General features: G+C 61.5%; 11 protein-coding genes. 5 read left to right on the forward strand and 6 right to left on the reverse strand.

The features are described from left to right. Window positions 1-54: 54 nt before the first annotated feature. Window positions 55-2,901 carry an RNA polymerase-associated protein RapA gene (gene rapA, locus AC1RME_RS19240; protein WP_096819498.1) on the reverse strand — a complete coding sequence of 949 codons (2,847 nt, stop codon included), beginning with the start codon at window positions 2,899-2,901 and terminating at the stop codon, window positions 55-57. A 241-nt stretch (window positions 2,902-3,142) separates the two neighbouring features. Here rapA and AC1RME_RS19245 point away from each other — a divergent pair, with 241 nt between their 5' ends. Further along, complete coding sequence (locus AC1RME_RS19245) at window positions 3,143-3,484, forward strand: aspartate-semialdehyde dehydrogenase (RefSeq protein ID WP_096819497.1); 342 nt, start codon at window positions 3,143-3,145, stop codon at window positions 3,482-3,484. Here AC1RME_RS19245 and AC1RME_RS19250 read toward each other — a convergent pair. From AC1RME_RS19250 to AC1RME_RS19260, 3 genes are all read right to left on the reverse strand, one after another. After that, on the reverse strand, window positions 3,454-4,665 hold the full coding sequence (locus tag AC1RME_RS19250; RefSeq protein WP_493091633.1) for an aminotransferase class V-fold PLP-dependent enzyme: 1,212 nt from the start codon (window positions 4,663-4,665) through the stop codon (window positions 3,454-3,456). The genes AC1RME_RS19245 and AC1RME_RS19250 overlap by 31 nt on opposite strands. Continuing rightward, window positions 4,662-5,132, reverse strand: coding sequence for a RidA family protein (locus tag AC1RME_RS19255; RefSeq protein WP_096819495.1), 471 nt, complete (start codon window positions 5,130-5,132; stop codon window positions 4,662-4,664). The genes AC1RME_RS19250 and AC1RME_RS19255 overlap by 4 nt, the downstream gene beginning before the upstream one ends. Window positions 5,133-5,221: 89 nt before the next feature. Further along, window positions 5,222-6,088, reverse strand: a complete 867-nt coding sequence (locus AC1RME_RS19260; RefSeq protein ID WP_096819494.1) for a LysR substrate-binding domain-containing protein — start codon at window positions 6,086-6,088, stop codon at window positions 5,222-5,224. A gap of 183 nt (window positions 6,089-6,271) precedes the next feature. On the opposite strand from AC1RME_RS19260, the gene AC1RME_RS19265 reads away from it, so the two are divergent. Further along, complete coding sequence (locus tag AC1RME_RS19265; RefSeq protein ID WP_096819493.1) at window positions 6,272-6,433, forward strand: hypothetical protein; 162 nt, start codon at window positions 6,272-6,274, stop codon at window positions 6,431-6,433. A gap of 145 nt (window positions 6,434-6,578) precedes the next feature. Beyond that, window positions 6,579-6,692 (forward strand): cytochrome c oxidase subunit CcoM, encoded by a 114-nt coding sequence (ccoM, locus tag AC1RME_RS19270; RefSeq protein WP_003222396.1) that lies wholly within the window; start codon window positions 6,579-6,581, stop codon window positions 6,690-6,692. 571 nt (window positions 6,693-7,263) lie between these two features. Here ccoM and AC1RME_RS19275 read toward each other — a convergent pair. Together AC1RME_RS19275 and AC1RME_RS19280 are read right to left on the reverse strand one after the other, a co-directional pair. Then, window positions 7,264-8,739: an inorganic phosphate transporter gene (locus AC1RME_RS19275; RefSeq protein ID WP_096819492.1), complete on the reverse strand. Its 1,476-nt coding sequence runs from the start codon at window positions 8,737-8,739 to the stop codon at window positions 7,264-7,266. A gap of 375 nt (window positions 8,740-9,114) precedes the next feature. Beyond that, entirely contained in the window at window positions 9,115-9,315 is a 201-nt protein-coding gene (locus AC1RME_RS19280; protein ID WP_007957826.1) for a hypothetical protein, read from the reverse strand. 642 nt (window positions 9,316-9,957) lie between these two features. On the opposite strand from AC1RME_RS19280, the gene pcaR reads away from it, so the two are divergent. Further along, window positions 9,958-10,800 carry a pca regulon transcriptional regulator PcaR gene (gene pcaR / locus AC1RME_RS19285; protein ID WP_096819491.1) on the forward strand — a complete coding sequence of 281 codons (843 nt, stop codon included), beginning with the start codon at window positions 9,958-9,960 and terminating at the stop codon, window positions 10,798-10,800. Between the two features lie 294 nt (window positions 10,801-11,094). Further along, a complete protein-coding gene (pcaK, locus tag AC1RME_RS19290) occupies window positions 11,095-12,441 on the forward strand; it encodes a 4-hydroxybenzoate transporter PcaK (protein WP_096819490.1) in 1,347 nt (448 codons plus the stop codon). Window positions 12,442-12,472: the final 31 nt, after the last annotated feature.

The raw sequence follows: 12,472 nt of genomic DNA on the forward strand, positions 1-12,472 counted from the left end.
AAAAGGCCCGCATCGCTGCGGGCCTTTTCATGTGTGGCGGAGGAGCAGGGCGGTTTAACCCGCTACCAGCACCCGGATCGCTTCCAGTCGCAGCGCCGCCTTGTCGAGCATGGCCAGGCCTTGCTCGCGCTGTTTGCGCAGGGCAACCAGTTCGCTGTCGCGCACGGTCGGGTTGACCGCTTGCAACGCGGTCAGGCGTGCCAGTTCTTCGTCGGTGTCGGCCGCCAGACGACGGCGGGCCTCGGCCACGCGCTCGGCGTGACGCGGGGTGATCTTTTCTTCACCGGCGTTGATCCGTGGCGTCAGCTGATCGCGCTGGGCCTGGATGAACTTGTTGGCGCTGGCGCGTGGCACGCTTTCCAGTTGATCGTTCAGGGTTTCGAACGCCACACGGGCCGACAGGTCGTTGCCATTGGCATCGAGCAGGCAGCGCAGGGCGGCCGGTGGCAGGTAGCGGCCCAGTTGCAGGGCGCGCGGAGCCACCACTTCGCTGACGTACAGCAGTTCCAGCAGGACAGTGCCCGGCTTGAGTGCCTTGTTCTTGATCAGCGCGACGGCGGTGTTGCCCATCGAACCGGACAGCACCAGATCCATGCCGCCCTGCACCATTGGGTGTTCCCAGGTGATGAACTGCATGTCTTCACGCGACAGCGCCTGGTTGCGGTCGTAGGTGATGGTCACGCCTTCGTCGTCGCCCAGCGGGAAGCTGGCATCGAGCATCTTCTCGCTCGGCTTGAGGATCAGGGCGTTTTCCGAATGATCTTCGCTGTCGATGCCGAACGCGTCGAACAGGGTTTCCATGTAGATCGGCAGGGCGAACTGATCGTCTTGCTCGAGGATGTCCTCGACCAGCGCTTCACCTTCGCCGGCACCGCCGGAGTTCAACTCCAGCAGACGGTCGCGACCGGTGTGCAGCTCGGCTTCCAGACGCTCACGCTCGGTGCGTGCTTCGTCGATCAGCGTCTGCCACTCGCCATCGTCAGCCTCTTCCAGCAGCGGCAGCAGGCGCGGGCCGAACTGATGCTGCAAGGCGTTGCCGGTCGGGCAGGTGTTGAGGAACGCGTTCAGTGCTTCGTGATACCACTGGAACAGACGCTCTTGCGGGCTGGTTTCCAGGTACGGCACGTGCAGTTCGATGATGTGTTTCTGGCCGATCCGGTCCAGACGACCAATGCGTTGTTCCAGCAGGTCCGGGTGCGACGGCAGATCGAACAGCACCAGGTGGTGGGCGAACTGGAAGTTGCGACCTTCACTGCCGATTTCCGAGCAGATCAGCACCTGTGCGCCAAACTCTTCGTCGGCGAAGTAGGCGGCGGCGCGGTCACGCTCAAGGATGTTCATGCCTTCATGGAACACCGTGGCCGGGATGCCGGAACGTACGCGCAGGGCGTCTTCCAGGTCCATCGCGGTTTCGGCGTGGGCGCAGATCACCAGCACCTTGGTGCGCTTGAGCATTTTCAGCTGATCGATCAGCCACTCGACGCGCGGGTCGAATTTCCACCAGCGTTCTTCTTCGCTGGCATCCGGCTGGGCCTGGAAGCTGACTTCCGGGTACAGCTCGGCGTGATCGCCCAGTGGCAGTTCGAGGTATTCGTCCGGGCATGGCAGCGGGTACGGGTGCAGTTTGCGCTCCGGGAAACCCTGCACGGCGGCGCGGGTGTTACGAAACAGCACGCGGCCGGTGCCGTGACGGTCGAGCAGTTCACGCACGAGGCGGGCGCTGGCTTCGGTGTCGCCATCGTTGACGGCGGTCAACAGGGCTTCACCTTCGTTGCCGAGGAAACCGTGGATGGTCTTGTGTGCGGCAGGCGACAGGCGCCCCTTGTCCAGAAGCTCCTGAACGGCTTCGGCCACCGGGCGATAGTTCTCGCTTTCGGCGCGGAAGGCTGCCAGGTCATGGAAACGGTTCGGGTCGAGCAGGCGCAGACGGGCGAAGTGGCTGTCCTGGCCGAGTTGTTCCGGGGTGGCGGTGAGCAGCAGCACGCCGGGAATGACTTCAGCCAGTTGTTCGACCAGCGAGTATTCCGGGCTGACTTTTTCTTCGTGCCAGACCAGGTGGTGTGCTTCGTCGACGACCAGCAGATCCCAGCCGGCAGCGAACAGGGCGTCCTGGGCCTTTTCGTCGTCGACCAGCCACTCCAGCGCCACGAGGGCAAGCTGGGTGTCTTCGAACGGGTTGACGGCATCGCTTTCGATGAAGCGTTCTTCGTCGAACAGCGCGACCTCAAGGTTGAAGCGGCGGCGCATTTCCACCAGCCACTGGTGCTGGAGGTTTTCCGGCACCAGGATCAGCACGCGACTGGCGCGACCCGACAGCAGTTGGCGATGGATCACCAGACCGGCTTCGATGGTCTTGCCCAGACCCACTTCGTCCGCCAGCAGTACCCGTGGCGCGATGCGGTCGGCGACTTCACGGGCAATGTGCAACTGGTGAGCGATTGGCTGTGCACGCACGCCACCCAGGCCCCACAGCGCAGACTGCAACTGGCGGCTGGTGTGTTCCAGGGTGTGGTAGCGCAGGGAGAACCACGACAGCGGGTCGATCTGGCCGGCGAACAGACGGTCGCTGGCCAGACGGAACTGAATGAAGTTCGACAGCTGGGTTTCCGGCAGGGTGACGGCTTCGTTCTCGGCGTTCAGACCGTGATAGACGAGCAGGCCATCGGCATCCTCGACTTCGCGCACGGTCATCTTCCAGCCTTCGAAGTGGGTAATGGAATCGCCCGGCGAGAATCGCACGCGGGTCAGGGGCGCATTCCTTAGCGCGTACTGGCGGGTTTCGCCAGTGGCCGGGTAAAGCACGGTCAACAAGCGGCCGTCCTGTGCCAGAACGGTGCCTAAACCAAGCTCTGCTTCGCTGTCACTGATCCAGCGTTGCCCCGGTTGATACTGCTGCGCCATGCTGCCTGACTCCCACCTTGAAAAAGCGGGCTATCTTAACGGAATGAGGCCCTGAGGCCAAAGGATTAGGCGTCGCGTGCGGCTATTAAATGCCGACGGCCAACTGAAGGAAGATTAGGTCATGCGTCGGTTTTACGAGCGATTGCGGCACAACCGAGTGCCGATCCGGTCACAAGTTTGCGACCGATGGCTCAAGGCGCCGATGCCGCAGCCGATAGCCTGCTGACAGGAGACCCTTCATATGCTGCCACCGATGCTCCCCTTGAGCGCCGTGCCGATCACTTCCCAGCAGGACCCGATCCGCCAGCGGCCGGACATTCCTCCGGTGGTGCCGGTGCAGGAAAGCTCCAACGAAAGCACAATCGACCTGCAAAAGCGCGATCCGGAAGAAGACGGTTATCTGCTGCGCGAAGAGCAGCGCCGCCAGCAGGAGCGTGATCGTCGTCGCCGTGAAGCCGACGACGACCCCGAAGCGCACCTCGCCGTACCGGGCACCGAACTCAATGCCGACAACACCGTGCCGGTAGTGCCGCTGATGGAAGACCAGCCGCGTCAGGGCTTGTGGGTCGACATCGAGATCTGAGGCTGCGCGGCCAGTTCAGCCAGATTCGTCAGCAATATTTCGATTTCTTCTGCGGTATTCAGATAACTTACCGACACCCTCGCAATCGAGTTCAGCCCGCGCGCCTGCATGTCCAGCGGCGTGTAGGCCACGCCATTGGCGCCGATATTGATTCGCCGTTCGGCCAGCGCCTGCTTCAGCGCCACGCAATCCCAGCCTTCCAGCGTGAAGGCGATCAGTCCGGATTGTTCGTTGGCGGACCCCAGATCTAGCGGTGTCAGCCCGGGAATCTCCTTCATACGCCGGCGCAGTGGTTGGCTCAGCTCAACGATCCGCTTTCGGATTGCCGTTGCTCCGATGCGCTCATGTTCCTCCAGCGCATTGGCCAATCCGGCGAGTAGCGCCAATGACACTTCACTGGTTTCAAAGCGGCGGGCGTCGTCGCGCAAGGTAAAGCGCTGGCCATCCCACGGTGCCGAGAGTACGTCGCGCTGCACGGGCAACAGTCGTTGCAGGAATTCTGGCCGGATGTACATCAACGCCGTACCGCGCGGCCCGCGCAGGAACTTGCGCCCCGCACCCTTGAGCATGTCGCACTGCAAGGCCTGGACGTCACAGGGCAATTGCCCCAGCGCCTGGCTGGCGTCGATGAAATAGGGGATGCCGTGACGTCGGGCTATCGCTCCGATCTGCGTCGCCGGGTTGATCAGGCCACCATTGGCCGGTAGCCAGGTCAGGGCGATCAGGCGCACATGGCGGTCAATCATTTGCGCCAGAGCTTGTGGATCGACGGCGCCACGGGCATCGCAAGGGATCACTTCCAGTCGCGCACCGGCCTTCACCGCTTCGGCCATGCAGGCCAGGTTGCCGGCCCATTCATGGCGACCGACCAGAATCCGCTCGCCCGAGTGCCACGGCCCCAGTGCATTGAATGCCTGACTCCAGGCCGCCGAGCCGCTGCTGGCAAAGGCGATGTCTTCGGGTTGGGCGTTGAGCAGGGCGGCTGCGGCACTGCGCGCGCGTTCCTGCACTTGTATGTCCGCCGTCTCCATCGGCCCGCCGAGCGCTTCGCGTTGCAGTTGCCCGATCACCGCGTCGAGGGTCGCCTGACTCGGCAGTGAGGCCCCGGCGTGATTGAAATGGATCACCTGCGCGCAGCCGGGCGTGGCGTCGCGCAGGCGCAGGACTTCGTCGACGTTCACGGCTTGAGCTCGAAGATCGCGTCGACTTCCACCGCCACGCCGGCCGGCAGGCTCGACACCCCGACGGCGGTGCGCACATGGCGGCCCTTGTCGCCGAGGACGTTGACCAGCAGGTTCGAGGCGCCGTTGGCGATCACGCCTTGGCGCGGGAAGTCCGGGGTGCTGGCGATAAACGCGCCGAGCCGGATGATCCGCACCAGTTTTGACAGGTCATCGCCCAAGGCATCGCTCAGCTGAGCCAGCAGGCCTAATGCGGCAAGTTCGGCGGCGTTGACCCCTTCTTCGTCGGAGATCGCTTCGCCGAGGCGCCCGAGAAACGCAGGTTTGCCATCGAGCATGGGAATCTGCCCGGCGATGTACAACTGATTCTGACTGATCACGTGGCTGACGTAGTTGGCCACCGGCTGGCTTGGTGCAGGCAGTTGCAGGCCGAGTTGCTGGACGCGTTGTTTGATTGAGTCGGTCATGTGGAGTCCTCCTGAATGAGGACTCCAGCATGTTGGTGCAGGAGGGTGGGCGACAAACGGATAGATTTGATTCGACGTATCCAAAAAACTCATGCGTCGACGATTTGCTCCAGCCATTGGCTGAACGCCTGTGCCGCCGGGCTTGGCGGGCGCTCCGGAGTGACCAGCCAATAGCCGATTTCGCCGGACATTGGCGGAGTGTCGAAGGCTGGCACCAGTGCGCCTTCCTTGAGTCGACGATCAATCAGGCATTGGCGACCCATGGCGATGCCCTGGCCGGCCACCGCCGCTTCTACCACGATGTTGTAGTCGTGGAGCATGACGCTGGGCACTTGCGCCAGGACGATACCGCTGTGTTGCTGCCAGTCGATCCATTCGAACGGCTGGTGCGACTTGGCCATCAGCAGCGGGCCGTTTTGCACGCCGCGGGTCTTGAAGGCCGGGCTGCACACCGGCGTCAGGGTTTCCGTCATGAACCGGCGTGCCTGGACTTTCGGCCAGCCGCCCTTGCCGTAGCGGATTGCCAGGTCCACCTCGCCGCCGTCGACATCGGCCAGTTGCACGGCGGGCAGCAGTTCGACGTGGATGTTCGGGTATTTGGCGTTGAAGTCCGCCAGGCGCGGCGCCAGCCACAAGGTGGCGAAGGAAGCCAGTAGGCCGATGCGCAGGGTGGCGGGGCGCTCGCCGCGCAAGTCGTGGGTGGCGGAGGCAATCGCGGCGAGGGCGGGCTCGATCTGTCGATAGTATTGTTCGCCGGCCGGCGTCAGGTCGATCGCGCGGGTGCGGCGCACGAACAGCGGCTGATCGAGGAACTCCTCGAGTTTGTGCACCTGATGGCTGATCGCACTTTGCGTCACCGACAGTTCGTCGGCAGCCTTGATGAAGCTCAAGTGACGGGCCACGGCCTCGAAGGCGCGCAGGGCCATCAGCGGCGGCAGATCCTGATGCAAGGGCACGGCAGACATCCTCGGAACAGTGCAAAGCGCAGAGTGTGCGGGCAAAAGCGCTGGCCGGTACACGATTTGTTGTATAGCGCCTGCGCCGATGGCTGGTCAGCGCCGGCGCGAGGCCGCATTATTGGCGCAGTCCTGTCGGTGATCCGGCAGTTGTGATTCAGTCCAAGCGATGCACCGAACGCCATGAGCCAAGACGACAAACTGATCGACCTCAGCACCGAACGCGCCAAGCGGGTTCATGACCTCAACGAGAAGCGCCTGAATGAAGTGCGACAGGCGTTCGAGCAGGCCATGCCGTTGGGCAAACCGAAGAAAAAGTCGAAAAACAAACCGAAAAAGCGTTGATCTCCCCTGCATCCGTTGATGCAGGTCAGTTATTCCCCCTCCTTTCTCCCGCGTGTTGACCGGCATTGATCCCGGTCAATTCCTGCGCCTGCCTGATTGGTTAACTTAGTTCCATCGCAGCAGAGCAGGGGCCAGGAGGCCAGTCATGTTTTTCGATAACGTGGTGTTTGCCGGGGTCCTGACCGTGGGCCTGATGGTTCTGTTTTTTGCAGGGTTTGGATTTTTTATCTGGAAAGATGCGAATAAGCGCAAGAAGTAAGATTGGGTCTTTCTGGATTTGATGAGCACGCAAGGCATTTTGGGGCGACTTCGGTTGCCCCTTTTTTTTTGTCTTCTTGGCGGCCTCTGGGCCGACCATGTTGTGGGTGTTTTTTGTGAATATCCGTTTCTGCGGGTGTTGCCGCTGGCGGTTTCGCCCTTACGGCGAGTCACTTTGGCAAACGCCCCAAAGTAACCAAAACGCTGGGCCCCGGCGTTCGGCACCTCGCTGAGGCTCGGCGTTCCTTCGCTCCGGGATTCATCCGGGGGCATCGCCTCCGGTTTGCTTCGCTGCACCTCCTCTCGATGTGTTCGACTCCGTCGAACGGCGCTACGCGCCCACCCCCGGATAAATCCCTCCACTCAGCCTGCCGAAGGGGCCGGCACGTCAAAAGCTTTACTCGAGCTAACGCTCATCGTGTTGAGTGGTGGAAGCAAAGGCAAGCGCGGGATGCTGATCGTTCCCACGCTCTGCGTGGGAGTGCAGCCCGGGACGCTCCGTGTCCCATTTCTGAAGCCAACAAAAAAGGCGTGATCCTCTCGAATCACGCCTTTTTCATTACCACGATCTATCAGCTACCCAGCGCCTTCGACGCCAGCCAGAACAAACCAGCCGACAGGGCCACGGTGGCCGGCAGGGTCAGGACCCAGGCCAGCAGGATGGTTTTCACCGTGCCGCCTTGCAGGCCGCTTTTGTTGGCGACCATGGTGCCGGCCACGCCCGAGGAGAGGACGTGGGTGGTGGACACCGGCAGGCTGAAGATGTTGGCCAGGCCGATCAGGCTGGCGGTGGTGATCTGGGCCGACATGCCTTGCGAGTAGGTCATGCCTTGCTTGCCGATCTTCTCGCCGATGGTCAGTACCACACGTTTCCAGCCAACCATGGTGCCCAGGCCCAGGGCCAGGGCGACCGCCAGAATCACCCAGAACGGGGCGTATTCGGTGGTGGTGGTCAGGTCTTTGCGCAGTTTATCCAGGTCGGCTTTTTCACGAGCGGCGAGGCCTGGCAGTTTGCTGACTTTCTTCGCGGTGTCGTCCAGACAGAGCAGGTAGCGACGCACTTCGATGCGGCTTTCCGACGACAGCGAGTGGTAGTCCGCCACACCTTTGAGGGTATCGAGCAGGGCGTTGATGGTCGGTTCGGTCTGTTGCGGGTTGCAACGGAATTTCTCCGGCAGGTCGCCTTCCACGCTTTTGCCCAGCGCCAGGAACTCGCCCAGGGTATCGGCGTTGCGCTTGTAGAACTGGCTCAGGTGCAGGGTCGCATCGCGAGTACGTTCGATCTGGTAAGTGGTGCTGTTCAGGTCGAGTACGAACTGCGCAGGCACGATACCGATCAGTACCAGCATGATCAGGCCGATGCCTTTCTGGCCGTCGTTGGAGCCGTGCACGAAGCTCACGGCCATGGCCGAGATCACCAGGACCAGACGGTTCCAGAACGGTGGGTGCTTCTTGTCGTCGATCTTGCGGCGCTGTTCAGGCGTCTTGTGCATTTTCGACAGCGGGCGCCACCATTTCAGGCCGATCAGGATCAGCGCGGCGATCAGGAAACCGGCCATCGGCGAGAACACCAGCGAAGCGCCGATGTCGATCGCTTTCTGCCAGTTGACGCCGTCGGCCAGTGGAATCTCGTTGATCAGGGCGTTGGCCAGGCCGACACCGAGGATCGAACCGATCAGGGTGTGGGAACTGGAGGCCGGGATACCGAAGTACCAGGTGCCCAGGTTCCAGGCGATGGCGGCGGCGAGCAGCGAGAACACCATTGCCAGACCATGGCCGGTGTTCACATTGATCAGCAGTTCTACCGGCAGCAAGTGGACGATGGCATACGCCACGCCGACACCGCCCAGCAATACGCCGAGGAAGTTGAACACGCCCGAGAAGAACACCGCCAGGTGAGGCGGCATCGCTTTGGTGTAGATAACAGTGGCTACCGCGTTAGCGGTGTCATGAAATCCATTGATGAACTCGAAGGCGAGGACAAATGTCAGGGCGAGCAGGAGGCTCACAAGCACCCAGGCATCCAGTCCGCTGAATAAATCGATCATGAAGGTTTTCTGACCCGGTCATAAGGGGGCGCGATTATGCCAGAAAAGACTGGAAATCGATCCCCTACCTGCTCATCGGTAACCTTCTTCGCCAAATTAATTTGTATCAAGGTGCATTACCCAAGCTTTTTACAGGGTTTTGCAAGGTGTTGATTCAATTGGAAAAAATGCGAAGCGTCGGCGGATTGGCCGGTGTGCGAGAGGGGGCAGAAGCGTGTATGAAATATCTGAGAAACGTGTCTGACATGCTCCAAACCTGTGCAATACAGGGGAGTTGGCCGCTGCCCGCGGGTAGCGGGCGCGCAAGGCATCGTCAGTCCACCGTGCTTGTAACCCGGTGAGTACGCTTACCCTCGAAAGTCTCAAAGGAAGGCGTCAAGGCTCTTCGGCTTTGAGTTCCTCTTCCATTTTTTTCAGTTCTTGCTGGAAGACCTGATCCTGAACGGTGGGGCGTTTACGCCAGGCTTTGCGTTCCGGTTCGGGCTGGGCGGCGTAGGTGGTGACTTCCCCGCCGTAAACTTCCTTGTAACGTTGTTCCTGGCGCTCAAGTTCCGCGCGCAGTTCGTCTTTCGTCACAGTGCTACCTGTATGAGTTGAGATAAATGTCTGGTGAAACGCACTGCAACGAATCGATTGAACCGGTTCGCCAACAAGCCACGGCCTGAACAGGCAGCGGTGTTATCGGCAGGGCGGTCAAGACTTCCATGTTACAGGCGGCTACGGCACCAGATTAAAACTGACGCAGCATCAGTTTCCTGTTTCAGCGAGCGCGCTGGCGGTGCATGGGTGATGATCATCAGGCGCTGGCCGGGGCTGAAGGCAATGGACATCGCCTCAGCGAATGGCGTCGACGGCAAATAAAAGTGCGGCGCCACTGAGGTGCATTATAGCGGCCGATTCGGGATTGACTATCTTTGCCAAGTTAAAAACGGTTCCGGATGTGTGATTGTTTTGTGACTCGCAACTTTTACCCATAGTTGCATCGTTGTTGTCGGGTGTTGTGTTTCTGGCGCCATTTAGCCGAACAACTAAGGCGCCGGGTGCATGAGGTGATACCGAGTTTAAAACGGTCGTGAGCGATTCCCGCCGGGGTGCAGGGATCGTTGCGATTATCGGTCGACGGTTCGATAATCGCCCGGTGTTGGCGATCTGGCGCTTGTGCATCTGTCTGCGAGCCGCTTGTATAGCCGTCGATCCGTACAGGAAAAAGGACCTGACATGAACGATCAAATGCGCAATTCCTTTACGTCGGTGGCGCCGCCGATCGTTGCTTCACCGGCCAAACGCATCCAGGCCCTGACCGGCGATCCGGACTTCATGACCTCTCTGGCCCGTGGCCTGGCGGTGGTCCAGGCGTTTCAGGAACGCAAGCGTCACTTGACCATCGCCCAGATCAGCCACCGTACGGAAATTCCCCGTGCCGCCGTGCGCCGTTGCCTGCATACGCTGATCAAGCTCGGCTACGCCACCACCGACGGCCGTACTTATTCGTTGCTGCCCAAAGTGCTGACCCTCGGTCACGCCTATCTGTCTTCGACGCCGCTGGCGGTTTCCGCCCAGCCTTACCTCGACCGCATGAGCGAGCAGCTTCACGAGGCCTGCAACATGGCCACGCTGGAAGGTGACGACATTCTCTACATCGCGCGTTCGGCCACCACCCAGCGCCTGATTTCGGTAGACCTGTCGGTGGGCGGGCGTCTGCCGGCGTATTGCACGTCCATGGGGCGGATTCTGCTGGCGGCGCTGGACGACACGTCGTTGCGCGAATACCTCGACCACGCCGAACTGGTGGCCAAGACCAGCCGCACGCTCCACACCCCCGACACCTTGCTCGAGTGTTTGCAGGAAGTGCGGCAGCAGGGCTGGTGCATCGTCGATCAGGAGCTGGAGCAAGGCCTGCGTTCGATTGCGGTGCCGGTGTATGACGCCTCCGGCCAGGTGGTGGCCGCGCTCAACGTCAGCACCCACGCCGGTCGCGTCAGCCGTACCGAACTGGAACAGCGCTTTCTGCCGGGCCTGTTGAGTGCCAGCCGCGACCTCAGCGCGCAGTTGTTCGCCTGATGAAGCTGTTCGATAAACGCACAGAGTTGCGTTTATCGAATTGACGCTAAAACCCCCGGATCATTAATGTCGCGGCAGCGTCATCCGGCGCTGTTGTGAATGAGCCCGCCGGATCGTCGACTCCCATAATAATGACAAGAGGCAACATCCCATGCGCACGTTCCCCGACTGTCGCCGCTCCCGTTCCTGTTGCCGGTTTTAGCGCAACGCCTGATTCCCCCCTTATATGCTTGTGTCCGTGCCAGTCTTTGGCCGGTCGCCGTTCGACTGCGTTTTTTGCGTGGAATAAAAATAATGAACCAGCCTCAGTCCGCTGTGGGTAACTGCCTCGACGTGCAGTCCTTCATCAACGCCCAACCGATCTCGCGCTATCAGTGGCGCGTGGTGATTCTGTGTTTTCTGATTGTGTTCCTCGATGGCCTCGACACCGCGGCCATGGGGTTTATCGCACCGGCCCTGTCCCAGGACTGGGGCATCGACCGCGCCAGCCTCGGCCCGGTGATGAGCGCCGCGTTGATCGGCATGGTCTTCGGCGCACTGGGCTCCGGGCCGTTGGCTGACCGCTTCGGGCGAAAGGTCGTACTGGTCGGTGCGGTCTTTCTGTTCGGTGCTTTCAGCCTGGCGTCGGCCTACGCCACCAACGTCGAGCAATTGCTGGTGCTGCGTTTCCTCACCGGTCTGGGACTGGGTGCCGGCATGCCGAACGCCACCACGCTGCTGTCGGAATACACCCCGGAGCGCAAAAAGTCGCTGCTGGTGACCAGCATGTTCTGCGGTTTCAACCTCGGAATGGCCGGCGGCGGGTTCATCTCGGCCAAGCTGATTCCGGCGTTCGGCTGGCACAGTTTGTTGCTGATCGGCGGGATTCTGCCGCTGATCCTCGCCGTGGTGTTGCTGGTCTGGCTGCCGGAGTCGGCGCGTTACCTGGTGGTGCGTAATCGCGGTACCGACAAAGTCCGCAAGACCCTCGCACCGATCGACCCGGCCACCGTCGCCCAGGCGGCGAGTTTCAGCGTGCCGGAACAGAAAACCGTCAAGGCACGCAACGTATTCGCGGTGATTTTCTCCGGCACCTACAGCACCGGCACGCTGTTGCTGTGGCTGACCTACTTCATGGGGTTGGTGATCGTGTACCTGCTGACCAGTTGGCTGCCGACCCTGATGCGCGACAGCGGCGCGAGCATGGAGCAGGCGGCGTTCATCGGCGCGTTGTTCCAGTTCGGCGGGGTGTTGAGCGCGGTCGGCGTAGGCTGGGCGATGGACCGCTTCAATCCGCACAAGGTCATCGGCATTTTCTACCTGCTGGCAGGGGTGTTTGCCTACGCGGTCGGGCAGAGCCTGGGCAACATCACGCTGCTGGCGACGCTGGTGCTGGTGGCGGGCATGTGCGTCAACGGCGCGCAATCGGCGATGCCGTCGCTGGCAGCGCGGTTTTACCCGACTCAAGGCCGGGCGACCGGTGTCTCGTGGATGCTCGGGATCGGCCGCTTCGGTGCGATTCTCGGGGCGTGGATGGGCGCGACCCTGCTGGGCCTGGGCTGGAATTTCGAACAGGTGCTGACAGCGCTGGTGATCCCGGCGGGGCTGGCCACGGCAGCGGTGGTGATCAAGGGCCTGGTCAGTCACGCGGACGCGACCTGATATCGAGGTCGATCGCCCCGGACTCGGGGCG

The sequence above is a fragment of the Pseudomonas sp. GW822-FHT03F08 genome (genome assembly GCF_058801265.1).